This is a genomic window from Mycobacterium conspicuum, assembly GCF_010730195.1.
Lineage (GTDB): Bacteria > Actinomycetota > Actinomycetes > Mycobacteriales > Mycobacteriaceae > Mycobacterium > Mycobacterium conspicuum.
The window spans coordinates 662248-686214 of sequence record NZ_AP022613.1 but is presented as its reverse complement, the minus strand read 5'-3'; the positions used below and the strand labels follow the sequence as shown (position 1 = coordinate 686214).

Here is a 23967-nt window from a genome sequence, read left to right as displayed (position 1 = left end):
CCGCGCCCCAGGTTGGTTGAACCATGACTTCCACCAAACCCAATCTCGGCAAGTTCGGATCGTTTGGACGCGGCGTGACCACGCAGCAAGCCAAGGAAATCGAAGCCCTGGGCTACGGGGCCGTCTGGGTGGGCGGCTCACCGCCGGCCGAGCTGGCCTGGGTGGAGCCCATCCTGGAGGCGACGACTACCCTGCAGGTTGCCACGGGCATCGTCAACATCTGGACGGCGGCCGCCAAGCCGGTGGCCGAGTCGTTCCACCGGATCGACAAGGCCTACCCGGGCCGCTTCCTGTTGGGCATCGGCGTCGGCCACCGCGAGGTGATCACCGAATACCGCAAACCGTACGACGCGCTGGTGGACTACCTGAAGCAGCTCGACGACTACGGGGTGCCCACCGAGCGACGCGTCGTGGCGGCGCTGGGCCCGCGGGTTCTCGAGCTGTCCGCGCAGCGCAGCGCGGGCGCGCACCCCTACCTCACCACCCCCGAGCACACCGCCCGAGCCCGCCAGCTCATCGGACCGTCGGCGTTTCTGGCGCCCGAACACAAGGCGGTGCTGACCACCGACGCCGAGAAGGCACGCACGGTCGGGCGCCGCGCACTGGACATGTATTTCAACCTGGCCAATTACCGCAACAGCTGGAAGCGGCTGGGCTTCGCCGAGGACGAGGTCACCCGCCCGGGCAGCGACCGGCTCGTCGATGCGGTGGTGGCCTACGGCACGCCCGAGGCGATCGCGGCGCGGCTCAAGGAGCACCTCGATGCCGGTGCCGACCACGTGCCGGTGCAGATCCTGACCAAAGACGAGAACCTGGTTTCGGCGCTGGCCGAGCTGGCCGGACCGCTCGGGCTGACTAAGGCCTAACAAAGGCGTGAAAGTGGGTACAGGCTCCCCGTGACCGACGCTGTTTCCCTCAAACCCAAGCTGGGCCGATTCGGCGCGTGGCTGCCCACCCGCTCCATCACCCCCGAGTTGACCGCCCGGATCGAGGCGCTGGGTTACGCCACGATCTGGATCGGCGGGTCCCCCGACGCCGATCTGGCCTGGGTCGACCCCGCTCTGGCCAAGACGGATTCGGTGCAACTGGCCACCGGGATCGTCAACATCTGGACCGCGCCAGCCCGGGCGGTCGCGGAATCCTTTCAACGCATCGAAAGCGCCCACCCGGGACGATTCCTGCTCGGCCTCGGAGTCGGGCACCGCGAGCACACGCAGGAGTACGCCAAGCCCTGCGACGCGCTGGTCGACTACCTCGACGAACTCGACGCCGCCATGGTGCCGACCAGTCGCCGGGTACTGGCGGCGCTCGGTCCGCGGATGCTGCGGCTGTCCGCGGGGCGCGGCGCGGGTGCGCATCCGTATCTGACCACGCCCGAGCACACGGCGAAGGCCCGTGAGCTGGTGGGCAGTTCGGTGTTCCTGGCGCCGGAGCACAAGGTGGTGCTCACCACCGACCGCGACGAAGCCCGGGCGATCGGCCGTCAATACCTCGAGCACTACCTGAGCCTGAGCAACTACGTGAACAATTTTCTGCGCATGGGGTTCACCGAAGACGATGTACGCCGGCCCGGCAGCGACCGCCTGGTCGACGCGGTGGTTGCCTATGGCACGCCGGACGAGATTGCGCGGCGTCTCCGCGAGCACCTCGATGCTGGTGCCGACCATGTTGCGGTCCAGGTGCTGGACGGGTGGCCGGAGGACAAATTGCTGCAGGCTTTGCGAGAACTGGCCGGACCACTACTTAGCTAGCGGCTCTCCGCTATGGTCTTTGCCATGCGGCTGCTGGTGACGGGTGGCGCCGGGTTCATCGGCGCGAACTTCGTGCACAGCACGGTACGCGAACACCCCGAAGACGAGGTCACGGTGCTCGACGCCATGACCTACGCCGCCCGGCGTGAGTCACTCGCCCACGTCGCCGATTCCATCCGACTGGTGGAAGGTGACGTCGCCGACGCGGAACTGGTCTCCAAGCTGGTCGCCGAGTCCGACGCCGTCGTGCATTTCGCCGCCGAAACCCACGTGGACAACTCGCTGGACGACCCGGAGCTGACGCTGCGCACCAACGTCATCGGGACATTCGCGGTCCTCGAGGCTGTGCGACGACACAGCGTGCGGCTGCACCACGTGTCCACCGACGAGGTTTACGGCGACCTCGCACTCGACGACCCCACGCGGTTCACCGAATCGACGCCCTACAACCCGTCGAGTCCGTACTCGGCCACCAAGGCGGCCAGCGACGTGCTGGTGCGGGCCTGGGTGCGGTCGTACGGCGTGCACGCGACGATCTCCAATTGCTCGAATAACTACGGGCCGTATCAGCATGTCGAAAAGTTCATCCCGCGCCAGATCACCAATGTGCTCACCGGCCGGCGGCCCAAGTTGTACGGCAGCGGCGCCAACGTCCGCGATTGGATCCACGTCGACGACCACAACAGCGCGGTGCGCCGGATCCTGGAAAAAGGGCAGCTCGGCCGGACCTACCTCATCGGCGCCGAAGGCGAACGTGACAACCTGAGTGTGCTGCGCACGCTGCTGAAGATGATGGGTCGCGACCCCGACGACTTCGAGCACGTCCCCGACCGCGCCGGCCACGACCTGCGGTACGCCATCGATCCGTCGGCCTTGTACGACGAATTAGGTTGGGCGCCAAAGCATACCGACTTCAGCGAGGGCCTGCAGGCCACCATTGACTGGTACCGAGACAACGAATGGTGGTGGCGTCCACTCAAGGACGTCACCGAGGCCCGTTACGAAGGACGAGGCAAGTGAAATGAAGGTTCGAGAACTGGCAATCGCGGGCGCCTGGGAGATCACTCCCACCATTCACGGCGACTCCCGCGGGTTTTTCTTCGAATGGTTCACCGACCGCGGTTTCACCGGTTTCGCCGGTCACCGGCTGAACGTCCGGCAGGCGAACTGCTCGGTGTCGTCGGCCGGTGTGCTGCGCGGCCTGCACTTCGCCCAGGTGCCGCCGAGCCAGGCCAAGTATGTGACCTGTCCGTCCGGGTCGGTGTTCGACGTCGTCGTCGACGTCCGTGTCGGCTCACCGACCTTCGGCCAATGGGACTCGGTCCTGCTCAACGACACCGACCGCAGGACGATCTACATCTCCGAAGGGCTCGCGCACGGATTCCTTGCGCTGGAAAGCAATTCGACGGTCATGTACATGTGCTCGTCGGAATACAACCCGGAGCGCGAGCACACCATCTCTGCCATGGACCCGACGTTGGCGATCGACTGGCCCTTGCTCGACGGCGTCGCCGTTTCGTTGTCCGACCGCGACGCGGCGGCCCCCAGCTTCGAGGAAGTACGCCAATCCGGCGTCCTGCCGACCTGGGACGAAACACAGTCATTCATCGACAGCATGCGCGCCCAGATCGGCGGATAGCGCGAGCCCAAACCAAAAAGGGAGAACGCGGTGAAGCGTGCGCTGTTGATCGCCGCGGGCGCGGCAACGATCGTTACGTGCGCGGTGAGCTTAGCGGGCTGCTCCGGCGACAACAAAGCCTCCGGTCCGTCGCCCAGCGCCGCATCGAGCGCGAGTTCCGCGCCCGCCACCGCCAACGCCACCCCCGCCGCCGCCGGGCAACCACAAGTCACCGTCGGCGGCCAGCCACAGAACATCGGCGGCCCGGTGGTGTGCTCGATGACCAACGGCAAGTTCTCGATCGCCATCGGCGAAATGCCGACCGGGGTCATCGTCGGATTGGAACCGGACGGATCGGTAGTCCACGACGCCGGACTGGGCACGGTCGAGGGCGTCGTCATGAGCTTCACCGAAGGAACGCCGGGCAACAGCGCCACCGCCGTCAAGACCGGCAGCAACTACAAGATCACCGGCACCGCCACCGGCGTCGACAAGTCGGGTCAGCAGGTCAGCAAGGACTTTGCGGTCGACGTCACCTGCCCATAGCGTTTCGCTTGGTGAACGATTGCTTGAGCGCAACCGTCGGGGGCACTGCGGCGGCACACCCGATTGCCCGGCTGACCGCCGCCAGCACCGGTGAGGTGCCGACGGCGGTCCATGACCTTCGATTCCTGAGCGGAGCTCAAACCGACTAGCCGCTGCCGGTGGTGCCCAGATCGTGCGCGATGCTGGAAACCACCGACAGAAGGGCCCCGGCGCTACCGAAGCTGGGTTGACTGGTGCCGGGAGCACCGGTCAGCAATCCGCCCGACGGGTCGATGGTGAGGTTGGGGGCGGTCACCGGATAGCCGTTCAGGAAGCCGTCGATGATGGTCGTCGGCGCCATGGCGATGTCTTGGAAGCCCGTCAGGAAGTCGCCAGTGCCAAAGGCATTCATGATGTTTTGGCTGACACCCGCGGCTGCCGCGACGGCGGCGTTGGGCCCGTACAGCGGGGCCAGGGCGATCTCCAGCAGCGGCAACGTGTCGTGGAACACGTTGCTGATATGCGTTCCGATGTCGCCCAGGACGGGGACCAGTGCGCTTACCAAGGGGAGGCCAATATCGATGATTATGGGCTGCTCCACAACCTGGCTGAAAAAGTAGGTGACCGCATCGAAGACGTCGCCCTCCGCGAGGAAGTTCTGCGTGGTTTGGACAACGGCGGGCAGGCCCTTGCCGACGGTGATCAGGTTTTGGGTGATGGTGTGGAACGCCGCGCCAAGTGTTTGCCCGTAGCTCATGTTGTTGGCGATGACCTGCCGAAGGATCGGGTGCGGGTTTGCCTGGCGGGCAGCGTAGAGCGCTTGCAGGTTTTGGAAGGTGTTGTCGAACAGCTTCAGCGGTCCGCTGACCGGGAACTGTTGTTCCGCGGCGGCTATCGTGCTGCCCAAATGCGGGCCGCCGGTGCCACCGCCGGACAGGATCGGACCCAACAGCGACTGAGCGGGAGTTTTCACCGCGTTCAGCAGATTCTGCTCCACCGCCTTCAACGGCGAGGCGTTCGCCGCCTCGGAGGCCGCGTACGCGCTCGCGCCCCCCTTGAGCGCCTGGACGAACTCGGCGTGGAATGCCGCCGCCTGCGCGCTGACTGCATGGAACTGCTGGGCATGTGCCCCAAATACTTTCGCGATCTCCGTCGATATCTCATCAGCTGCCGCGGGAAGCAATCCGATTGTCGGGACCTTCACGGCCGCGTGGGCCTCGCCGATCGACGAACCGAGATTGTCCAAGTCCGACGCCACCGCCGTGAGCGCCTCCGGTGCTGTGATCACAAACGACATCCGCGCCGCCCTTTCGATAGTACGCGAGAGTAACTATTACTTACTTTGTAGTAACATACGCGGGGCACGTTCGTCTAGAGCAACACGTGTACAAAAATTTGTGAGAACCGCGCTACCCAGTTTCCGCTGCGGCAGCCCGGCCCACGAGTCGCCACCCGACTAGTTCGCCCGCCCACAGCAGCACGGTCAGCACTTGGGCGGCGACGCTGCCGGCGGCGTAGGGCGACGGCTCCCAGCCCACCTCGACGAAGCCGAACAGCCCGACCGTCCTCGACAGCACGAACGCGCCCAGCGAACCTCCGGCGACGGCGGCGGCGGCCCAGTGCAGCCAGCCCGGCCCTCCGACGAGGATCAGCACGGCCAGGGCGAAGGACGCACTGGCCTGGATCAGGAAGCCGGTGCCGATCACCGGGATGTGTTGGTAACCATGGACATACAGGTAAGAATGACTGGTTGCGCTGACGGACAAGGACACGGCCAGACCCAGTCGCAGTAGGAAATTCATTGCAGCGTCCGTTCTTTCAGCGCGAGCGCCTGATCGCCCCTGGTGTAGCTCACCTCGCGGATACCCAACGCGTCGGCCAGCTTGCCGGCGGGCAAGGTGACCGGTTTCGGCGCCGGCCCGTCGCCTGGATGGGGCAGCGGATAGGCCGTGGTTGTCCCGCTGTAGAAGGTCACGTTGCCTTCGGTCTTGGAAAACACTTGGTGGACATGGCCGTTGAGGCAGGTGACCGAGGCGAAGCGGCGCAGATAACTCAGCGCCTGGGTGGCGTCGTCGGTGCCCCAGCCCCAGTCTGGGTACATCGCAAACAGCGGTATGTGGCTGACCACGATGATGGGCGTGTCGCTCGAGAGCCGGGCAACATCCTTTTCGACGAACTCGAGCTGTTCGACGCCCAGGTGCCCAAGCTTTTTCAGGTTCAGCGTGTTGACCAATGCGATCACGTGCACACCGGCGACGTCGAAGCTGTACCACCCGTCGCCGGAACTTCCCGCGCCGAACACGCTGCGGTACTTTTGGCCCGCGTCGTCGACCGAGTCATGTTCGCCGGGCACGGTGAAGACGTGTGGTGTCTTCAGGCTGCTCATCATCTGCTTCGCCTGGTCGAATTGGTCGGGACTGGCCAGATGCGTGATATCGCCGGTGTGAATGACGAAATCCGGTGTGTAGCCGAGGTTGTTGATGCGATCGATCGCGCGCCCGAAGGTGTCGGTGACGTTGGGGTTCGCCGAGCCGGAGAATCCAAGGTGGCTGTCGCTGACTTGGGCGAAGCGCAGGGTGGGTCGGGTCTGGGCGTGCTGGGTCGAGGCGCCGGCGACATGTGAGATGACCTCGCCGCCAACGACGGTGAAACCAACCGCGGCCCCGAACCATGCCGTGTGCCGGATCAGCTGGCGCCGACTCATGGTGTCGGGATCGCGCCTCATGGGGTCACCATCACGGTGCCATGCATCATCGGGTGAATTGAGCAGACGTAGTCGAATGTTCCGGCCGTGGCGAAGGTGTGCGAATAGGTGGCGCCCGTGCCCATCCCGGGCGATTTGAATGAACCGTCGCTGGCGGCAACCGTGTGGGGCTCTTCGTCGTGATTGGTCCAGGTGACGGTGCTGCCGGCGTGGACGGTGAGCGTAGCGGGGACGAACGCGAAGCTGTCGATGTTGACTTGGTCGCCGCTCACCGGCGCCGCCGGTGCGGTGACCGACATCGAGGCCCCCGACATCGAGGTCATGGACGGCATGCCCGTAGTTGTGGGTGGCCGCGCCGGGGAACATCCGGCCAGCGACAGCACCGCCAACGCGGCAACGGTACGTTTTCGAAGCATGGCAGCAGTCATGCCCAGTAATAGGGCGGCGGGTTACACCGCCCTGTAATCCCTTGCGCCACTTTGGCTTCTGTAGCCACAATCGGGCGATTCATATCGGTGGGTGTTCAAAAGGGCATGGGTTGCCTGCGTGAACTTGACTCAGGCCGCCCATGGGCCCACGCCACCGACTTTCTCGATGGTGATGTGAGTGAGGTACCCGGGGGGTGCGTCAGGCGGCGGGAACCCCGTGCCGGGGCCGAAGATAGTCGTGGCGATTTTGTCCAGTAGTTCGGGAGCACCGCCCTCCTCGACGCGCGCCGTGCCCCTGATCGACAGATAGGGTGTCTGTGGCCCGCTGCGGTCCGTTGACGCGATGGTCACCGCCACGCGGGGATCACGCCGGATGTTGCGGATCTTCTGATGCTCCTGCAAATGAGCGGTGACTAGCTCATCACCGCCGTCGGCTGTACTTTGCACCGTCACCCAGACCAGGCTGACTTGCGGGCTGCCGTCGCGATTGATCGTGACAAGCGTGGCCGGGGCGGAACCGATCAGTCGGCGTGCGCTGTCGTCGAGCTTTGTGCTGTTCATTGCGTTCTCCTGATTCGTCGTGTTTCCGAGCATCTCGGCTATCTACCAATACGACGAACAAGCTGTCCGTGATCCGACAGTCCGGCCGTCGCGTCGCCGCCGGCCAGCGAGGAACTATGGAAGCAGGGGCAAATCAGCTATCGCTACCACCAGACGACGACCCACCCGATTGACGTCGGTCAGCTAGGCGGGCTCGACGGGGGCGGCCGGGGCGAATACTTCGATCGCCCCGGCGACCTCGCGAACCATCAACTTCGGCAACGGCTTTGGAGCGATCGGCAATTGGTGGGTGAGCACCTGCCCGCTGGGCGCGAACGACGTTGTGTGGCACGGGCAATGCAGTTGGTCGTCGGATGCGTCGAACCACAGACGGCAGCCCTGATGGGTGCACACCCCGGAGACGGCCTCGGGCTTGCCGTTGACCCTCCGCACGAATCCGTTGATCGAGCCGAAATCGAACGAATGCGTGGCCCCCTCGGGCACATCCGAACTGGCCGCGACGCGCATCCAACGCCCGTCGTTGGGGGTGAGCTGCCCTGAGGCGGCGGGTACCTCGGTGTGGCCGCCGATGACCAGGCGGTCCACCGATACCGCCGTGACCGCGGCGGCCGCGGCGGCCGACGTCCCGACGATGACTTGGCGGCGCGTGCTGTTCTGCGTCGGCGGCGGTGTCACTTCCTTTGCCGCGCCGGTCATCTGCTCGGCGAGACGGGCGTGCAGGTCGTTGAGAAACTCCGGCCGCGGAGCGTCCTCACCCGGGCGGGCCGCCCGCAGTTCGATCGCGGTCCGGATCTGCGCCGCCTCGAAGTCGTCGGGCGCAAATGCCCTGGGCCGACGACCGCGGAGCAGATCGTCGACGTATCTGCGCAATCCCCGGGCGTTCACAGCTGCCCCCCATCGTTGACCTGCGCGGCCAGCCGCAACGCGCGATGTTGCAGCACCTTGGCATTGGCGACGCTGACACCGAGTGCCGCGGCCGACTCCTTGATCGAATTCCCTTCCAGGAAGCGCAGTTCCAGGATCCGCCGGTAGTTGTCGGGCAATGTGTCGAGAACGGCCGCGACACGTCGGGGTGCGACGCTGATCGCCTCCTCACTTTCGGGGGGCTGCTCGATGTCGTCGATCGAGGTGATCTCGCGACCCAGCGTTTCGCGCCAATGCGCGGCCAGCACCGTCCGCGCGGTGGCCCGCAGGTAGGCGCGCACCTCGGCAACGGTCGCGGACAGCCGCAGCGGTCGCAGCGCGGCGAGGAACACCTCGGCGGTGAGGTCCTCGGCGTCGGCCCGGTTGCCGACGCGCGCAAACAGCGTGCGGTACACCCAGGTCGCGTTGTCGGAATACACCGCCTCCCAGTTCGCGTAGCCGTCATCGGGCACCGCGCGCAGGGGGCGCGGGCCGACGGGTTCGTTTCGCGCGGTCACATCTCGCCTGCCTGTCCACGAGCCGGGCTCCGCTGAAGATAATCCCATTTCACGAATCAATAGCGGCGCGGGTTACACCCCGGGCGGACCCGCCTTGCCAACGCCGCAGGCGGGTTACTAGGATATGCAAGTATCACCCCTTTCTCGCCCGACCCACCTTTGGATGGCCATGACCACACAGATCCCCCACTTCATCGACGGGCAGCGCACCGCCGGCCAGTCCACCCGCACCGCTGACGTCCTCGACCCCAGCACCGGCCAGGTTCAGGCCCAGGTCCCGATGGCCGGCAAGGCGGACATCGACGCCGCGGTGGCGTCGGCCGCCGAGGCCCAAAAGGGCTGGGCGGCGACCAACCCGCAGCGCCGGGCCAGGGTGCTCATGCGATTCATCGAGCTGGTCAACCAAAACATGGACGAGCTCGCCGAACTCTTGTCCCGCGAACACGGCAAGACGCTGGCCGACTCGCAGGGCGACGTTCAGCGCGGCATCGAGGTCATCGAGTTCTGCATCGGCATCCCCCACCTGCTCAAAGGCGAATACACCGAGGGGGCCGGACCGGGCATCGACGTCTACTCGCTGCGCCAGCCGCTCGGCGTGGTCGCGGGCATCACCCCGTTCAACTTCCCCGCGATGATCCCGCTGTGGAAGGCCGGGCCCGCCCTCGCGTGTGGAAACGCGTTCGTGCTCAAGCCCAGTGAGCGGGACCCGTCGGTCCCGGTGCGCCTGGCCGAGCTGTTTCTCGAGGCCGGCCTCCCGCCGGGCGTGTTTCAGGTCGTGCACGGCGACAAGGAGGCCGTGGACGCGATCCTGCACCACCCCGACATCAAGGCGGTCGGTTTCGTCGGCAGCTCCGACATCGCGGAGTACATCTACTCCACGGCCGCGACCACCGGTAAGCGGTCGCAATGCTTCGGCGGAGCCAAGAACCACATGATCGTGATGCCCGACGCCGACCTGGACCAGGCCGTCGACGCGCTGATCGGCGCCGGCTACGGCAGCGCGGGCGAACGGTGCATGGCGATCAGCGTCGCGGTGCCGGTCGGCGAGCAGACCGCGGAACGGTTGCGCGCCAGGCTCGTTGAACGGATCAACAACCTGCGCGTCGGACACAGCCTGGACCCCAAGGCCGACTACGGCCCACTGGTCACCGAGGCCGCGCTGGCCCGAGTGCGCGACTACATCGGCCAGGGCGTGGACGCCGGGGCCGAACTCGTCGTCGACGGCCGCGACCGCGCCAGCGACGACCTGACATTCGGTGACGCCAACCTGGAGGGTGGCTTCTTCATCGGGCCGACCTTGTTCGACCACGTCACCACCGACATGTCGATCTACACCGACGAGATCTTCGGGCCCGTGCTGTGCATCGTTCGGGCCCATGATTACGAGGAAGCGCTCAGACTGCCTTCCGAGCACGAATACGGCAACGGCGTCGCGGTTTTCACCCGCGACGGCGACGCCGCCCGCGACTTCGTGTCGCGGGTGCAGGTGGGCATGGTCGGGGTCAACGTGCCCATCCCGGTGCCGGTGGCGTACCACACCTTCGGCGGGTGGAAGCGCTCCGGTTTCGGCGACCTCAATCAGCACGGTCCGGCGTCGATCCAGTTCTACACCAAGGTCAAGACCGTCACGTCGCGGTGGCCGTCCGGGATCAAGGACGGTGCCGAGTTCGTCATACCGACCATGAATTAGCGAAGCTACGCCCATGTTCACCCTGAACGACGACGAACGGGTCATCACCGAGACGGCGGCCGCGTTCGCAGCCAAACGCATCGCCCCGTATGCGCTGGAATGGGATGCCACCCAACACTTTCCGACCGACGTCCTGCGCGAAGCGGCCGAACTCGGCATGGCGGCGATCTACTGTCGCGACGACGTCGGCGGCAGCGGGCTGCGCCGACTCGACGGGGTGCGGATTTTCGAACAGTTGGCCATCGCCGACCCGGTGACCGCCGCGTTCCTGTCCATCCACAACATGTGCGCATGGATGATCGACAGCTTCGGCACCGACGAGCAACGCAAGGAATGGATCCCGCGGCTGGCGCCGATGGACGTCATTGCCAGCTACTGCCTGACCGAGCCGGGCGCCGGATCCGACGCCAGCGCGTTGAGCACCCGCGCCGTCAAGCAGGGTGGTGACTACGTCCTCAACGGTGTCAAGCAGTTCATCTCCGGCGCCGGAGCCTCCGACGTCTACGTGGTGATGGCCAGGACCGGCGGAGAGGGCCCGCGCGGAATATCGGCGTTCATCATCGAAAAGGGCACTCCCGGACTGGGTTTCGGCGCCCTCGAAGAGAAGATGGGCTGGCATGCCCAACCCACCGCGCAGGTGATCCTGGAAGACGTGCGGGTGCCCGCCGACGCGATGCTGGGTGGCGCGGACGGTGAAGGCGCCGGGTTCGGCATCGCGATGCAGGGCCTCAACGGCGGCCGCCTGAACATCGCGGCGTGCTCGTTGGGCGGTGCGCAGTCCGCCTTCGACAAGGCGGGCGCCTACGTTCGCGAGCGGCAGGCCTTCGGGTCGTCCCTGCTCGACGAGCCCACCATCCGGTTCACCCTGGCCGACATGGCGACGGGCCTCGAAACGTCGCGAATGATGTTGTGGCGCGCGGCAAGTGGGCTGGACAACGACGACCCCGACAAGGTCGAGCTGTGCGCGATGGCCAAACGCTACGTCACCGACACCTGCTTCGACGTGGCGGACAAGGCCCTGCAGCTGCACGGCGGCTACGGCTATCTGCGCGAGTACGGTCTGGAAAAGATCGTCCGCGATCTGCGGGTGCATCGAATCCTGGAAGGCACCAACGAAATCATGCGGGTGGTCATCGGTCGCGCCGAGGCCTCGCGGTTCCGAGCTACCGCTTAGAAGGGTCCGAGATGACTGAGCATTTGACGGTGGCTTTCCTGGGCCTGGGCAACATGGGCGCGCCCATGGCGGCGAATCTTCTTGCCGCCAAACACGCGGTGCGCGGATTTGATCCGGTCCCCGCGGCGCTGTCCGCGGCGGTCGCAGGCGGCGTCACCGGCTTCGACAGCGCCGCCGACGCGGTGACCGGCGCGGACGTCGTCATCACCATGCTGCCCAACGGAGACATCGTCAAACGCTGCTACGCCGAGATTCTGCCCGCCGCCCGCGAGGGCGCGTTGTTGATCGACAGTTCCACCATCTCGGTCAGCGACGCCCGCGAAGTCCACGCACTGGCCGCCGAACACGGCCTGCCCCAGCTCGACGCGCCCGTTTCCGGCGGGGTGAAGGGCGCCGTGGCCGGGACGCTGGCCTTCATGGTCGGCGGCGAGGAAGACGCGGTGCAGCGTGCGCGACCGGTGCTGGAACCCATGGCGGGCAAGATCATTCACTGCGGTGCCGCCGGCGCGGGGCAGGCCGCCAAGGTCTGCAACAACATGGTGCTCGCGGTGCAGCAGATCGCCGTCGGCGAGGCGTTCGTGCTGGCCGAAAAGCTCGGATTGCCGGCACAGTCATTGTTCGACGTCATCACCGGCGCCACCGGCAACTGCTGGGCGGTGCACACCAATTGCCCGGTGCCGGGCCCGGTGCCGACATCGCCGGCCAACAACGACTTCAAACCCGGTTTCGCGACCGCGCTGATGAACAAGGACCTGGGCCTGGCGATGGACGCGGTGAACGCGACCGGTTCGTCGGCACCGCTGGGCAGCCACGCCGCCGAGATCTACGCCAAGTTTGCCGCCGACCACGCCGACAAGGACTTCAGCGCGGTGATCGAGATGCTGCGCAACGGCCAAGCCCGGATTTAGTCACTACGACATTTTTGTCCACCTCATAGCGACAAACATTGTGCAGCAGGCCGTTTGTCGCTCGGAGGTGGACAACAATGCATGTGCATCCGGCGCCGGGACTAATAAGGCGGATGTGATAGCCGCCGCGTCACTGCACCTTTCGGCCCAGAAACGCCGCCAGTTGGTCGGCGGGCGCGCGCTCGGTCGAGCACGGCTGCTCGTCGCCAAACGGCAGGCCCGCCCCGCGGAACTGGGGTCCGACGAACGCGCGCACCGCGGCGAGCTGCTCGGTCGCCAGCTCACGATCAAGGTCGGTGGACTCGCCGGTGGCGGTCGCCAGATCCCAGGCGTGGGTCAGCACGTCGCTGGTGCGCAGCCCGATGAAGAACTGTCCCGGGAACTCCCCGAACGGCAGCTTGAATATCGTGGACATCCCGTCCGGCCCGGCGAAGATCTCCTGCGCCGCGGCGGCGGTAGCCCGATGGGCCGCGACGTTGCCGTCGGGACGGGGCGGGGCCACCTCGTTGCGGCCCGACCAGATCCCGACGTGCTCGTTGCCGGAAACAACGTGCTCGATCAGGTCGTGGACCGTCCATTCCGAACACGGTGTGGGAGCGCCGAGTTGGTCGGGGCCGACATTGGCCAGCGCGGCGGCGAACGCATCCTGGGCGCGCTGGTGAGCAACTACTGGGTCCATGGTCCTGCCTTCCGTCAGAAATCGCCGGCGTTGCGGCGCAAGGTTTCGATGGACGACACCAGCGCCTGCGACTGCTCAGAGGAAATCCCGATGTCGCCGAAAACCTGCTCGTTGAGCGTAACCGTTGCGTCTTCGACCGTGGAGCGGCCGAGATCGGTGATCTGCACCAGCGTCGTGCGCCCGTCGGTGGGGTGGGGCACGCGTTGCACCAGCCCGTCGGCCTCCAGCCGGCGAATGGCATGCGTGACGCTGGTGACGTGAACCTGTAGCCGGTCGGAGGCTTTGGTGATGGGCAGTGCCCCGGTCCGGCTGAACGCCAGCAGCCGCAACAACTCATAGCGGGAGAAGCTGAGGTCGTAGGGGCGCAGCGCCGTCTCGACGCGGGCCAGCAAAATCTGGTGTGCTCGCATCACCGATGTCACCGCCACCATGCCCTGCGACACGTCGCCCCACCCGGCACGCTCCCAGTTGTCCCGTGCCGCGGCGATCGGGTCGCGCTTCTTCTCCGAAGCCACGCCCTTTCTTACCGCACTTGCGGCAGGAAGCGGGCCAATTCCGGTTGGGCGTCGGCTTCCCCCGTCCCCTCCGCAGGGGAAGCCGGGCGTCAGCTTGCGGTCACCACCGCGGGCGTACGCAACGCGGAGATCGCCGCCAACACCGCCGCACTGGACTGGCGGCTGCCCACGGTGATTCGTGCGGCACCGTCGTCGTAGTGTCGAACTCGCAGTCCGGTGTCGGCGAACACGTCGCCCCACGGCCGATCCCGCGCTGCGCTTGACGGCAGGAAGATGAAGTTGGCTTGGGCGTCCGTGCTGTATATCCCCATGGCGCCCAGCCGCATCCGCAGATAGCGGCGTTCGGCGATGACCTTCCGGATCCGTTGCAGCAGCTGATATTCGGCGTCGTAGGACGCCGCGACCGCAAGCAGGCTGGTGATCGCGATGCCGAACGGCAGCTGCTGGGCCCACAGCGTCTCGGCTACGGGCGCGGATGCCAAGCCATAGCCGATGCGCAGGCCCGCAAGCCCGTAGGCCTTGGAAAAGGTCCGTACCACAACCACGTTGGGAAAGCGTTCGGTCAGCGCCGCAACGTCGATCCGGTGCTCGGGCGCGACGAATTCGATGTACGCCTCGTCGAGCAGGACGATGGTGTCGCGCGGCAGCCGCCGCAGGAAGCCCACGATCTCGGCCGTCGGCTCCAGCGTGCCGGTCGGATTGTGCGGCCGGCATACCACCACCACGCGTGCGGCCGCGGCGGCCTCGGCCAGCCCGTCGAGATCGTTGTGGCCGTGCTGGTCCAGTGGCACCGCCACCGTCTTCAGCCGCGCCATCCGCGCGATGATCGGATACCCGTCGAACGTCGGCGCCGAGAAAGCGACCGTGTCGCCGGGGTCGGTCAACGCCTGCAGCATCTGCAACGCCACGCCGGTCGCGCCGGCGCCCAGCACCACCCGGTCGGTCGGCAGCCCGACACGAGCGGCGATCAGCGTGCGCAACCGCTCGGGCAGGAACTCCGGGTACCGGTTGGCCGCATCGACGGAACGAATCAACGCCGACCGCACCCCCGGTAGTGGTGGGAACGGATTCTCGTTGAGCGACAGCGCAAACGGGTCGATCGCGGTGGGAAACCCGTCGTCGACATCGATGGCGGCGGGGCTCGCGACGGTGTGCATCAGCCCCGCCCGCCCCACCGCACCGCCGCCGCGCCGGCGAAGTCGCCGGCGTGCGCGAAGCCCGCCATCATGACCACATCGCCGGCCTCGAGCTGACCGTCGGATATCGCGCGATCCAGGTTGATCGGGATACCGGCACCGAACAGGTTGCCGCACTCGTCGAAGGTGTCGCGATGGCGTTCCTTGGGCAATTCGAGCGCTTCGCGCCAGTTGCGCAGAAACGCCCGGTTGGGCTGGTTGGTGACCAGCAGGTCGATGTCCTTGGCTGGCAGGCCGATTCGGTCGCACACCGCCAGCGCCACTTCGGGCACCTGACGGTTGCCCCGGGCCAGCACCTTGGTGATTTTGCTTTCGGTGAAGCCGATGGACATCTCACCGGGCCCGGCGGCCCACCACTTGCGGTGGGGCTCCGCGGTCAACGTCATTTCACCGTGGTACTCGCCGTAGGTGCGGCACTCGATGCCGAGGATGGGCGATTCGTCGGACAGCGTGACAAGACCCACCGCGGCGCCGTCGCCGGGCACCGCGGCTTGCGCCTTGCGCCGCACGCCGGGCTGGTCGAAGACCTGGCCCGCGGCGTTTTGCGCGACGGCGATCAGCGCGGTGTGTCCGGCGCCCGACGTCAACAGTTGGCGGGCGACGTTGAGCGCCAACACAAAAGCGGCGCATCCGCCATTGTGCAGGTCGAGCACCCAGGAGGGCCGCATTCCCAAGCGGTGAGCGATGCCGCCGCCCGCGCCGTAGAACGGCAGATCCGGAGCTTGGGTGTGAGTGATCAGCACGTCGGCCCCCTCGATGACGTCCTCCCCGTTACGTTCGATTAAGCCTCGTGTTGCCCGCTCGATCATGTCGATCGCGGTTTCGTCGGGTGCGACGTGATGACGGAACGCCGGCGCGCGGAACATGATGTTGTCGCGCAGGTCATCGGACTCGGCGAACTGCGCATAGTAGTCCGCGCCGATCGGCTCGCCGGGTAGGTAGGTGGAAACGTCGGTCAGACTGACAGTCGTTTCTCGGGTTGTGCTCACGCTGCCTCGATCCCCTCTCATTGCATCCAGTAGGGCGTCACCGGCAGGCCATGGTGATGGCGGTACTCGGCAATTGCCTTGAGGTTATTCATTTCCAGCGCGTGGCCGGCGCCGAACATGTCCCAGAAGTCGCCCACCCACACCGGGCGTTGCGGGGGCGCGGTCTCCGGATACGGGTTGTGGTCGTAGAACGGGTGATGGCAATTGGTCCACAGCACAACCGAACCCGGCTTGTCGAGCACCACCTGGGCGTCGATGACGCGCATCAAGTAAATCATCCACAAGTGCTTGCCCTGGTCCCAGGCGCAGTGGTAGTCGACGGTGCGAGCATGCTCGTTGACGACGGTGCGAGTGTAGATCTCGGTCTCCGAACCGAGCCGGTCGTAGGCCAACCACAGTCCCGGTTCGTCGGTCGGCGTGAAACCGCGCAGGCTGTAGGTCCACTCCTCGAGGCTGCGGGTGTCGGCCAGGTACTCGAAGAGCTCGTCGGGCGGGCAGTCGATGTAATCGTTGACGGTGCAGTACTCCCCGAACACCTGGTCGTGCGGGTAGACCGACCGCATCTGCTCCATGATGATCGGGGTGGCCTTTTCGCGGGGATGCGTTTCGATGCGCGTCACCCCGTCGATTTGGGCGGGGATATCCTCAAGCGCTGGCAGCGACATCGGTCCGGTTCTCCTTTGTGGTTGGAATCTTTTCTGCGGCAGAGCTTTTCGCTGTCATCGCGGCGAGAAATGGCGCGAACGGCGGGACTTCGTCGGCGGCGCATTCGACGCTGACCACCGCCGGGCCGTCGACATCCAGCGCCGCGCGCAGGGCGGCGGCAAAGCCGTCAAGGTCGCTGACATCGACGGACGTCAGGCCCGGAAACATCGCCGCCAGGCCGGCACCCAGCCGGCTGGGCCGAAACCGGTTGTAGCCGTACAGGTCGTCGTAAAACAGTTGCTCGCGGGTCACGCACATGGCATGGGCGTTGTTGTTGAACAACACGAACGTCACGGGAAGCCGGTAGTGCACCGCGGTGTGCACCTCCATGCCGTGCATGAAAAACGCGCCGTCCCCGGCGATTACCACCGTGCGTCCGGCTCGTCGGCCGCTGTTGGCGCGACCGAAAGCCATCCCGATGCCGGCGCCGAAGCTGTAGCCCATGCCGCCCATGCCGAGGGCGACCGCGAATCTGCCGCCCCGCCGAGCCGGAAGGTAGTGGACGGCCGACGCCCCGGTATTTCCCGCGTCGACCACCACGTCCGTCCCGTCGGGCAGGGCACCATCCAGCACCGCCATGGCGTCGCGGTAGCGCACGCCGGCTCCGGCGTGGGGCGGGGGCCGCAATTCGGTGTGCGGCACCGCATCGGGCACCCGCACGCCCACCGGCCGTCCGCGGCCGGACAGCGCCTGGGTCAGCATGCGCAGGGAGCCACGCAGGTCGTCGGTGTGCACGTGGGTGCACCGAACATAGGGCTGCGCCGACCCAATCGACAGCGTCCGCACCCGCGCCAGCACGTCGTCCAGCCCGGTGCGGGCGGTGACCGAAAGTCGGGTGCCGACCACCAGGCACACCGCACTGGCGGCCGCCGCTTCGGCCACACTCGGGTGGCCCATCACACCGGTCACCCCAAGGGCGGATGAGGAGCCGAAACCCGGTGTGCCGGAAGCATCTTTGGCGTCCGGGACGGTCGCTACCCGCGCGCGCAACACCGCACGAAGTGCTTCGAGCTCGACACGGGCGTCGTCACGGGCCACCTGCTCGCCCGCGATGATGGTGACCGGGCCGCGCGCGTTGCGCAGCACCGTGGCGATCGTGTTCGGGTTACCGATGGGTCGCAGCTCGGCGACCGGGTGTCCGTTTCGTTTCGGGATATCCGGGATGGCCACGGCGCCCTGTTGAATGTCCTTGGGCAGCAAGAGAACCGACGGCCCGCCGGTGCGCGCCGCCGCGATGGCCCGGGGCAGTGCGGTGACGATGTCCGCCGGGTCGAGGACCCGCTCGCAGGACAGCGACACCGCGGAGAACACCGCCTCGGCGTCCAGGGCTCCGTTGCGGCCGCTGGTGTCCTGAAAGCTGCCCAAACCGTCCATCGGAGTGGGCGTTTGGCCCACCAGAGCCAGCACCGGAACGCGACTGGCCAGCGCTTCCCCCAGGCCGGCCACCAGATTCAGCGCGCCGCCACCCGAGGTCGCGGCCACCACTCCCAATCCGGATCCCAGTCCGGCCCCGCTGCGGCTGTACCCGTCGGCCATCGTTGCGGCCGAAAACTCGTGCTTAGCCAGGATCGCGGTGATTCCGGGGTGAAAGTGTGCCGCGTCAAACAGGTCTTCGATGTTGGCGCCGTCAACTCCGAAGATGTGGTCGATTCCGATTGCCGCGAGATGTTCGACGATGTGGTCGACCACCCGGTGCGTTCTTGGCATGCACTTAACACGACAAGCGAGCGGCTCGGGTTCACCGCCGCCGCGGATTTACAGCGATCGCTGCAGCAGCACCTGGCCCGTGTCGGCGGAAACGACTTGCACAGCGGCGATCTGGTTGATCGGAGTGGAAATGCTGCCTGCGGGTGTCGCGGTGTGACCGGGATCGGCCACCCAGGTCGCCAGCCGGGTCTGGCTGCCGTCGCGACCCACCACGACCATCGCCAGAGTGTCGTGGTGCGCAGTCAGCGGAGCCAGGCACACGCACTTCAGGTTGATGAACGTTCCCCAATGCTGGCTGGACACCGCCACCGTCGAGCTCAGCAGCTTCGTCCCGACTTGCGACATCGGCTCCGCGGACGCGGTCGCCTGCTGTGCGCCCGTCGAGGATTGGCTCTCGACACCGACGAATACGCCGACACCCAGTACCGCGGCCGCGGCCGCCGAGGCCGCCCAGGTCGCGACGCGGGTCCGGCGCCGACGAAAGCGCACCGCTGCCAGCAACGACGGCAACAACTCCGGCGACATCTGCGGAGTCACCGTTTCCTCGGGAACGGACCCGATCGGTCCCGTTTCGTCGATCGCGACCACATCGCTTCGGTCGAGCCGCGACAGCAGCGCCGGCATCCCGCTGAGTTCGCGGACGGCCTCCCGGCAGCCCGCGCAGGTCCCCATGTGGGTCTCAAACTCGCGGCGGTCGGCCGCGGACAGTGACCCCAACACGTACGCGGCGTCCCACGTCGCGTAGCGGTCGTTGTCACTCATCGTCAAAGTCCCGTCGTTTGCATCGTTTACCGGATCAGGCGGGCCCATCCCCCAAAATGGCGTGCTCATGTCGTTCATCTCCTGTCACCCGTCAAGTATTCGGAGCCCGTGACGTTTTGGATCAGCTGGAAGCGCTGTGCTGGCTGTCCTGTCATCGGGTCACCCCCAGTTCCTGCAGAGTGAGTCGCAACGCCCGCACCGCATAGTGTAGTCGCGACTTCACTGTTCCCTCGGCGATCTCAAGGTCTGTAGCAATCTGTGCTGTGGTCCATCCGCGGTAGTAGGACCGCTCGATCACGGCCCGGTGCTCGGTGGACAGTTGCGCCATCGCATCCGCGATCAGCAGCCGATCCAGCGCGGCGTTCACGTCGTCCGGGGTGGACTGTTCCGGCGCACCCTCCTCGTCGAGGGAACCAACGACGTTGCGGTACCGCGCGCTGCGCCGGTCGTCGATGATCATGTTGCGCGCGACGGTGAACAGCCACGCCCGAGCCGAACGCTCGGTATCGCCGATCACCTCGGGATGCTGCCAGGCCCGCAACAGCGTCTCCTGGACCACGTCCTCGGCTTGACTGGCGTCGCCGGTCAACCGGAGCGCGTAGCGCCACAACACCGCGGCATGCTCGTCGTAAAGGGCCTTCATCAGAGCGGCTTCAGCAGCCCCGGATGCCCCCCGAGTGCCGGCCACACGAGCCACTCGATCACCTCCGACTAGTGAAACGAGTGCAATAGATGTTTAGTTCACGAACACTAACGGCTGGCGGCTAATCTGTGGCTCTGCTCGGGATAAGCCCTGGTCAAGCCACGGTCAGGATGCGGGGGCCCGCCTCGGTCACCGCCACGGTGTGCTCCCAGTGGGCGGCACGGGAACCGTCGGCGGTGGTGACCGTCCATTCGTCGTCGAGCACCACCGTTTTGCCGGTGCCGAGGGTCAGCATCGGTTCGATGGCCAGCACCGAGCCGGCGGCCAGCAGCGGGCCGCGCCCGGGGGTGCCCTCGTTGGGCAGGAAAGGGTCCATGTGCATCTGGCGGCCGATGCCGTGGCCGCCGTAGCCCTGCACGATCCCGAAGGCGCGCCCGTAGCGGACCTCGGCCGCGCGGGTGCCCCGTTCGATGGCGTGCGCGACGTCGGTCAACCGGTTGCCCACGACCATCGCGGCGATCCCGGCTTCCAGCGATTCGCGGGTGGCGTCCGAGAGCGCTGCGTCGGCGGGGTCGAGGGATCCGATGCCAAAGCTCACCGCCGCGTCGCCGTGCCAGCCGTCCAGCACCGCGCCGCAGTCGATGGACACCAGGTCACCGAGCGAAAGAGTCTCCGCCGCCGAGGGGATGCCGTGCACCACTCGGTCGTTGACCGAGGCGCAGATCGACGCCGGGTAGCCGTGGTAGCCCAGGAACGACGGGATGGCGCCCGCCTCGCGGATCACCGACTCGGCGATCTGGTCGAGGCTCAGGGTCGACACCCCCGGACCCGCGGCCGCGTACACGGCCTGCAGCGCGGTTGCGACCACCGCACCGGCGGCGGCCATCGCGTCGAGTTCACCCGCGGTGCGCTGCGGCACGACCCGGCGGCCTCGGAGCCGTGCCAGCGTGCGCATGGGCTGACTATTTCCCCAGGGCGTGCAGCGCGCGGGCGAACACCTCATCCACGCTGCCGACGGCGTCGACTGTCTTCAGCTCTCCGCTGTAGTACTCCAGCAACGGCGCGGTCTCATCCCGGTAGACCTTCATCCTGTTGCGGATCACCTCTTCGGTGTCGTCGGCGCGACCACGCGCCGCGAGGCGTTCGAACAGCTCGTCTTCGGACACCTTGAACTCCACCACCGCATCGATGTCAGTGCCCCGGCGCTCGAGCATCTGGTGCAGCGCCTCGGCCTGCGCGACCGAGCGTGGGTAGCCGTCCAGGATGAACCCGTTGGCCGCGTCGGCATGGTCCAGGCGCTCGTCGACGAGCTGATTGGTCAGTTCGGCCGGCACCAGGTCGCCGGCGTCCAGATAGCGTTTGGCCTCCAGGCCGAGTTTGGTGCCGTCGCCGATGTTTTGCCGGAACAGGTCGCCGGTCGATATCTGCGGGATCCCAAGCTTCTCGGATAGCTTCTCGGCCTGCGTCCCCTTGCCCGCGCCGGGCGGTCCAAGCAAAACGATCTTCACTTGAGGAACCCTTCGTAGTTGCGCTGCATGAGTTGGCTTTCGATTTGTTTGACCGTATCCAAACCGACGCCAATCATGATCAGAACCGCTGTGCCGCCGAACGGCAAGTTTTGCACTCCCCCGGAAGCGCCGATCTGCAGGAAAAGGTTGGGCAGGACCGCGATCACGCCCAGGTAAATCGAACCCGGCAGGGTGATCCGGCTCAGCACGAAACGCAGATAGTCGGCGGTCGGCTTGCCCGGTCGAATTCCGGGAATGAAGCCGCCGAACTTCTTCATCTCATCGGCACGTTCGTCCGGGTTGAAGGTCACCGACACGTAGAAGTAGGTGAAGAAGATGATCAGCCCGAAATAGATGCTGATGTAAACCGGGTCGCTCGGGTCGGACAGGTACGTCCCGACGAATTTGTCCCACCAGCTATTGCCGACGCCGCCGGTGCCGCTCCGGACCAGCTGGGTGATCAAATGCGGAATGTAGATGAGCGAGGACGCGAAGATGACCGGGATAACGCCGGCCTGGTTGACCTTCAGCGGCAGATACGTCGACGTTCCGCCGTACATGCGCCGACCCACCATGCGCTTGGCGTATTGCACCGGGATCCGGCGCTGGCCCTGCTCGACGAAGACCACGCCGACGATGATGATCAGCGCGGCCACACAAACCGCGGCGAAGATGACCCCGCCGCGGCTGTCCAAGATCTGTTTGCCCTCCGACGGAATGCGGGCGGCGATGCCCACGAAGATCAGCAGCGACATTCCATTGCCGATGCCGCGCTCGGTGATCAGCTCGCCCATCCACATCACCAGCGCCGCACCGGCCGTCATCACCAACACGATGACGACCAGCGTGAAGATGCTCTGGTCGGCGATGATGTCCTGCTGGCAGCCCTGCAGCAGCCCGCCGTTGGCCGCCAGCGCCACGATGCTGGTGGCCTGCAGGATGGCCAGGGCAATGGCCAGATAGCGGGTGTACTGCGTCATCTTGGCCTGGCCGGCCTGGCCCTCTTTGCGCAATTCCTCAAAACGCGGAATGACCACCGTGAGCAGCTGCACGATGATGCTGGCGGTGATGTAAGGCATCACGCCCACCGCGAACACCGTCAGCTTCAGCAGCGCACCGCCGGAAAACAGGTTGATCAGCGAGTAGATCTGTCCGGCTTCGCCGCCCGTCGCCTCCTTGATGCACTGCTGGACATTCTTGTAGTTGACGCCCGGCGACGGCAGTGCGGCGCCGAGGCGGTAGAGCAGGACGATGCCCAGGGTGAAGAGGATCTTCCGTCTCAGATCGACTGTCCGCAGCGATGAGATGAAAGCCGAGAGCACTCGTTCCTCCGGGGGTCGATCCTGCGTCACGCGCCAATACCCGCAGGCAGCAATACGACCCTCACAGGCCGTGCGCGTATAAACCGTGTACGAGACTAACAGCTGGCGTGCTCGGAACTCTTCAAGGTCTTTTGCGGGACCGCCCCGAGGCCTCCGAAAAAACTCCGCAAATCGCGTACAGTTTCAGTTGACTCGTTACATTCGCTAAGTATCAAAACGCCTCATCAGACGGCGCACACGGGAGCACCATGACACGCACCGAGCAGGACAGCTGGGACCTGGCCTCGAGCGTCGGCGCCACCGCCACGATGGTGGCCGCCGCCCGCGCAGTGGCCAGCGCGGAGCCCAACCCGATCATCCACGACCCGTTCGCGGCGCCGCTGGTGCGCGCGGTCGGCCTGGGCTTCTTCGTCCGCCTGGTCGACGGTGACGTCATCGCCTCCCGGCCGCACGATGACGCCGAACGGGACCTACAGCTCGAGACCGATTCGATCGCGGTGCGCACCCGCTTCTTCGACGACTTCTTCCTCAACGCCTCGCGCGACGGCGTGCGCCAAGCCGTGATCCTGGCCGCCGGCCTGGACGCTCGGGCGTATCGGTTGTCATGGTCGAGCGGCAGCGTCGTCTACGAGATCGACCAACCCAAGGTCGTCGAGTTCAAGAGCGCGACGATGGCGACGCTCGGCGCCGCCCCGACCGCCGAGCGGCGCACGGTGGCTATCGACCTGCGCGAGGACTGGCCGGCCGCCCTGAGGGCCAGCGGGTTCGATGACACCCAACCCACCGCGTGGAGCGCGGAGGGCCTGCTGATGTACCTCCCGCCCGACGCGCAGGACCGGCTCTTCGACCACATCACCGCGCTGTCCGCCCCCGGCAGCAGGATCGCCACGGAGTACCACGGCAACGATCCCGGCGGCCCGACGATGAGCGAACGTGCGGCGCAATTCAACCAGCGCTGGGCCAAACTGGGCTGCGACATCGACCTGTCCGGATTGTTCTTCGACGGCGATCGCAACGACATCGTCGAATACCTGACCGGGCTGGGCTGGCAGGTGAGCACCCGTCCGCGGCGCGAGTTGTTCGCCGATTACGGCCTGGTGTTCCCCGAGGACGACACCTCCCAGCTGCGCAACATCGTCAGCCTCACCGCCACGCGCTGAG

General features: G+C 66.4%; 27 protein-coding genes. 9 read left to right on the top strand and 18 right to left on the bottom strand.

Annotation, left to right across the window (positions count from 1 at the left end; genetic code table 11):
• The first annotated feature begins 23 nt into the window (after positions 1–23).
• The 5 genes from G6N66_RS03320 to G6N66_RS03300 are packed head-to-tail and all read left to right on the top strand — an operon-like array spanning position 24 to position 3915.
• Positions 24–866, top strand: coding sequence for an LLM class F420-dependent oxidoreductase (locus G6N66_RS03320; protein WP_085233502.1), 843 nt, complete (start codon positions 24–26; stop codon positions 864–866).
• Between the two features lie 30 nt (positions 867–896).
• Complete coding sequence (locus G6N66_RS03315; protein WP_085233501.1) at positions 897–1751, top strand: LLM class F420-dependent oxidoreductase; 855 nt, start codon at positions 897–899, stop codon at positions 1749–1751.
• A 24-nt stretch (positions 1752–1775) separates the two neighbouring features.
• Positions 1776–2771, top strand: a complete 996-nt coding sequence (gene rfbB, locus G6N66_RS03310) for a dTDP-glucose 4,6-dehydratase (protein WP_085233500.1) — start codon at positions 1776–1778, stop codon at positions 2769–2771.
• 1 nt (position 2772) lies between these two features.
• Complete coding sequence (rfbC, locus tag G6N66_RS03305; protein ID WP_085233499.1) at positions 2773–3390, top strand: dTDP-4-dehydrorhamnose 3,5-epimerase; 618 nt, start codon at positions 2773–2775, stop codon at positions 3388–3390.
• A gap of 30 nt (positions 3391–3420) precedes the next feature.
• A complete protein-coding gene (locus tag G6N66_RS03300; RefSeq protein WP_085233498.1) occupies positions 3421–3915 on the top strand; it encodes a lipoprotein LpqH in 495 nt (164 codons plus the stop codon).
• 145 nt (positions 3916–4060) lie between these two features.
• Here the strand turns inward: G6N66_RS03300 and G6N66_RS29945 are convergent, their stop codons facing one another.
• The 7 genes from G6N66_RS29945 to G6N66_RS03265 all read right to left on the bottom strand — a co-directional run bounded on the left by G6N66_RS29945 (position 4061) and on the right by G6N66_RS03265 (position 9008).
• Entirely contained in the window at positions 4061–5191 is a 1131-nt protein-coding gene (locus G6N66_RS29945; RefSeq protein WP_085233497.1) for a PE family protein, read from the bottom strand.
• 112 nt (positions 5192–5303) lie between these two features.
• A complete protein-coding gene (locus G6N66_RS03290) occupies positions 5304–5696 on the bottom strand; it encodes a hypothetical protein (RefSeq protein ID WP_085233496.1) in 393 nt (130 codons plus the stop codon).
• On the bottom strand, positions 5693–6619 hold the full coding sequence (locus tag G6N66_RS03285) for a metallophosphoesterase family protein (RefSeq protein ID WP_085233495.1): 927 nt from the start codon (positions 6617–6619) through the stop codon (positions 5693–5695). Before G6N66_RS03285 ends, G6N66_RS03290 begins: the two co-directional genes overlap by 4 nt.
• The gene (locus G6N66_RS03280; protein ID WP_139825258.1) at positions 6616–7014 is read right to left on the bottom strand and encodes a cupredoxin domain-containing protein; all 399 of its coding nucleotides are present in this window, start codon (positions 7012–7014) and stop codon (positions 6616–6618) included. The genes G6N66_RS03285 and G6N66_RS03280 overlap by 4 nt, the downstream gene beginning before the upstream one ends.
• A gap of 141 nt (positions 7015–7155) precedes the next feature.
• On the bottom strand, positions 7156–7587 hold the full coding sequence (locus G6N66_RS03275; RefSeq protein ID WP_085233593.1) for a PPOX class F420-dependent oxidoreductase: 432 nt from the start codon (positions 7585–7587) through the stop codon (positions 7156–7158).
• Positions 7588–7770: 183 nt separating this feature from the next.
• A complete protein-coding gene (locus tag G6N66_RS03270) occupies positions 7771–8472 on the bottom strand; it encodes a QcrA and Rieske domain-containing protein (RefSeq protein WP_085233493.1) in 702 nt (233 codons plus the stop codon).
• A complete protein-coding gene (locus G6N66_RS03265; RefSeq protein ID WP_085233492.1) occupies positions 8469–9008 on the bottom strand; it encodes an RNA polymerase sigma factor in 540 nt (179 codons plus the stop codon). The genes G6N66_RS03270 and G6N66_RS03265 overlap by 4 nt, the downstream gene beginning before the upstream one ends.
• Before the next feature lie 169 nt (positions 9009–9177).
• Here G6N66_RS03265 and G6N66_RS03260 point away from each other — a divergent pair, with 169 nt between their 5' ends.
• Genes G6N66_RS03260 through mmsB form a run of 3 tightly spaced genes read left to right on the top strand, consistent with a single transcriptional unit; the run spans position 9178 to position 12780 of the window.
• Complete coding sequence (locus G6N66_RS03260; RefSeq protein ID WP_085233592.1) at positions 9178–10698, top strand: CoA-acylating methylmalonate-semialdehyde dehydrogenase; 1521 nt, start codon at positions 9178–9180, stop codon at positions 10696–10698.
• A 13-nt stretch (positions 10699–10711) separates the two neighbouring features.
• Positions 10712–11872 (top strand): isobutyryl-CoA dehydrogenase, encoded by a 1161-nt coding sequence (locus tag G6N66_RS03255; RefSeq protein ID WP_085233491.1) that lies wholly within the window; start codon positions 10712–10714, stop codon positions 11870–11872.
• Positions 11873–11883: 11 nt separating this feature from the next.
• The gene (gene mmsB, locus G6N66_RS03250; RefSeq protein WP_085233490.1) at positions 11884–12780 is read left to right on the top strand and encodes a 3-hydroxyisobutyrate dehydrogenase; all 897 of its coding nucleotides are present in this window, start codon (positions 11884–11886) and stop codon (positions 12778–12780) included.
• A gap of 130 nt (positions 12781–12910) precedes the next feature.
• On the opposite strand, the gene G6N66_RS03245 is transcribed toward mmsB, so the two are convergent.
• The 11 genes from G6N66_RS03245 to secY all read right to left on the bottom strand — a co-directional run bounded on the left by G6N66_RS03245 (position 12911) and on the right by secY (position 22806).
• On the bottom strand, positions 12911–13459 hold the full coding sequence (locus tag G6N66_RS03245) for a TIGR03086 family metal-binding protein (RefSeq protein ID WP_085233489.1): 549 nt from the start codon (positions 13457–13459) through the stop codon (positions 12911–12913).
• Positions 13460–13473: 14 nt separating this feature from the next.
• Complete coding sequence (locus tag G6N66_RS03240) at positions 13474–13974, bottom strand: MarR family winged helix-turn-helix transcriptional regulator (RefSeq protein ID WP_085233488.1); 501 nt, start codon at positions 13972–13974, stop codon at positions 13474–13476.
• Positions 13975–14063: 89 nt separating this feature from the next.
• Entirely contained in the window at positions 14064–15131 is a 1068-nt protein-coding gene (locus G6N66_RS03235) for a pyridoxal phosphate-dependent aminotransferase (RefSeq protein ID WP_085233591.1), read from the bottom strand.
• Positions 15131–16180, bottom strand: coding sequence for a 3-oxoacyl-ACP synthase III family protein (locus tag G6N66_RS03230; RefSeq protein ID WP_085233487.1), 1050 nt, complete (start codon positions 16178–16180; stop codon positions 15131–15133). Before G6N66_RS03230 ends, G6N66_RS03235 begins: the two co-directional genes overlap by 1 nt.
• Positions 16177–16824 carry an SRPBCC family protein gene (locus tag G6N66_RS03225; protein ID WP_085233486.1) on the bottom strand — a complete coding sequence of 216 codons (648 nt, stop codon included), beginning with the start codon at positions 16822–16824 and terminating at the stop codon, positions 16177–16179. Before G6N66_RS03225 ends, G6N66_RS03230 begins: the two co-directional genes overlap by 4 nt.
• The gene (locus tag G6N66_RS03220; RefSeq protein ID WP_085233485.1) at positions 16805–18571 is read right to left on the bottom strand and encodes a thiamine pyrophosphate-binding protein; all 1767 of its coding nucleotides are present in this window, start codon (positions 18569–18571) and stop codon (positions 16805–16807) included. Before G6N66_RS03220 ends, G6N66_RS03225 begins: the two co-directional genes overlap by 20 nt.
• Positions 18572–18619: 48 nt before the next feature.
• Positions 18620–19411 carry an anti-sigma factor family protein gene (locus G6N66_RS03215; RefSeq protein WP_085233484.1) on the bottom strand — a complete coding sequence of 264 codons (792 nt, stop codon included), beginning with the start codon at positions 19409–19411 and terminating at the stop codon, positions 18620–18622.
• A gap of 73 nt (positions 19412–19484) precedes the next feature.
• Positions 19485–20030 (bottom strand): sigma-70 family RNA polymerase sigma factor, encoded by a 546-nt coding sequence (locus tag G6N66_RS03210; protein ID WP_085233483.1) that lies wholly within the window; start codon positions 20028–20030, stop codon positions 19485–19487.
• Between the two features lie 100 nt (positions 20031–20130).
• Positions 20131–20931: a type I methionyl aminopeptidase gene (gene map / locus G6N66_RS03205; RefSeq protein WP_085233482.1), complete on the bottom strand. Its 801-nt coding sequence runs from the start codon at positions 20929–20931 to the stop codon at positions 20131–20133.
• Between the two features lie 7 nt (positions 20932–20938).
• Positions 20939–21484 carry an adenylate kinase gene (locus tag G6N66_RS03200; protein WP_085233481.1) on the bottom strand — a complete coding sequence of 182 codons (546 nt, stop codon included), beginning with the start codon at positions 21482–21484 and terminating at the stop codon, positions 20939–20941.
• The gene (secY, locus tag G6N66_RS03195) at positions 21481–22806 is read right to left on the bottom strand and encodes a preprotein translocase subunit SecY (protein WP_085233480.1); all 1326 of its coding nucleotides are present in this window, start codon (positions 22804–22806) and stop codon (positions 21481–21483) included. Before secY ends, G6N66_RS03200 begins: the two co-directional genes overlap by 4 nt.
• A 248-nt stretch (positions 22807–23054) precedes the next feature.
• On the opposite strand from secY, the gene G6N66_RS03190 reads away from it, so the two are divergent.
• A complete protein-coding gene (locus tag G6N66_RS03190) occupies positions 23055–23966 on the top strand; it encodes a class I SAM-dependent methyltransferase (RefSeq protein WP_085233479.1) in 912 nt (303 codons plus the stop codon).
• The last annotated feature ends 1 nt before the right edge of the window (position 23967 follow it).

What these genes read in the sequence shown, in the direction of transcription:
- G6N66_RS03225 (WP_085233486.1), bottom strand. Translation starts at nt 16,824, where the DNA reads ATGTCGCTGCCAGCGCTTGAGGATATCCCCGCCCAAATCGACGGGGTG.
- G6N66_RS03255 (WP_085233491.1), top strand. Translation starts at nt 10,712, where the DNA reads ATGTTCACCCTGAACGACGACGAACGGGTCATCACCGAGACGGCGGCC.
- G6N66_RS03245 (WP_085233489.1), bottom strand. Translation starts at nt 13,459, where the DNA reads ATGGACCCAGTAGTTGCTCACCAGCGCGCCCAGGATGCGTTCGCCGCC.
- G6N66_RS03275 (WP_085233593.1), bottom strand. Translation starts at nt 7,587, where the DNA reads ATGAACAGCACAAAGCTCGACGACAGCGCACGCCGACTGATCGGTTCC.
- mmsB (WP_085233490.1), top strand. Translation starts at nt 11,884, where the DNA reads ATGACTGAGCATTTGACGGTGGCTTTCCTGGGCCTGGGCAACATGGGC.
- G6N66_RS03260 (WP_085233592.1), top strand. Translation starts at nt 9,178, where the DNA reads ATGACCACACAGATCCCCCACTTCATCGACGGGCAGCGCACCGCCGGC.
- G6N66_RS03215 (WP_085233484.1), bottom strand. Translation starts at nt 19,411, where the DNA reads ATGAACGACATGAGCACGCCATTTTGGGGGATGGGCCCGCCTGATCCG.
- G6N66_RS03280 (WP_139825258.1), bottom strand. Translation starts at nt 7,014, where the DNA reads ATGCTTCGAAAACGTACCGTTGCCGCGTTGGCGGTGCTGTCGCTGGCC.
- G6N66_RS03290 (WP_085233496.1), bottom strand. Translation starts at nt 5,696, where the DNA reads ATGAATTTCCTACTGCGACTGGGTCTGGCCGTGTCCTTGTCCGTCAGC.
- G6N66_RS29945 (WP_085233497.1), bottom strand. Translation starts at nt 5,191, where the DNA reads ATGTCGTTTGTGATCACAGCACCGGAGGCGCTCACGGCGGTGGCGTCG.
- G6N66_RS03235 (WP_085233591.1), bottom strand. Translation starts at nt 15,131, where the DNA reads ATGCACACCGTCGCGAGCCCCGCCGCCATCGATGTCGACGACGGGTTT.
- map (WP_085233482.1), bottom strand. Translation starts at nt 20,931, where the DNA reads ATGCGCACGCTGGCACGGCTCCGAGGCCGCCGGGTCGTGCCGCAGCGC.
- G6N66_RS03230 (WP_085233487.1), bottom strand. Translation starts at nt 16,180, where the DNA reads ATGAGAGGGGATCGAGGCAGCGTGAGCACAACCCGAGAAACGACTGTC.
- rfbC (WP_085233499.1), top strand. Translation starts at nt 2,773, where the DNA reads ATGAAGGTTCGAGAACTGGCAATCGCGGGCGCCTGGGAGATCACTCCC.
- G6N66_RS03190 (WP_085233479.1), top strand. Translation starts at nt 23,055, where the DNA reads ATGACACGCACCGAGCAGGACAGCTGGGACCTGGCCTCGAGCGTCGGC.
- rfbB (WP_085233500.1), top strand. Translation starts at nt 1,776, where the DNA reads ATGCGGCTGCTGGTGACGGGTGGCGCCGGGTTCATCGGCGCGAACTTC.
- G6N66_RS03285 (WP_085233495.1), bottom strand. Translation starts at nt 6,619, where the DNA reads ATGAGGCGCGATCCCGACACCATGAGTCGGCGCCAGCTGATCCGGCAC.
- G6N66_RS03320 (WP_085233502.1), top strand. Translation starts at nt 24, where the DNA reads ATGACTTCCACCAAACCCAATCTCGGCAAGTTCGGATCGTTTGGACGC.
- G6N66_RS03220 (WP_085233485.1), bottom strand. Translation starts at nt 18,571, where the DNA reads ATGCCAAGAACGCACCGGGTGGTCGACCACATCGTCGAACATCTCGCG.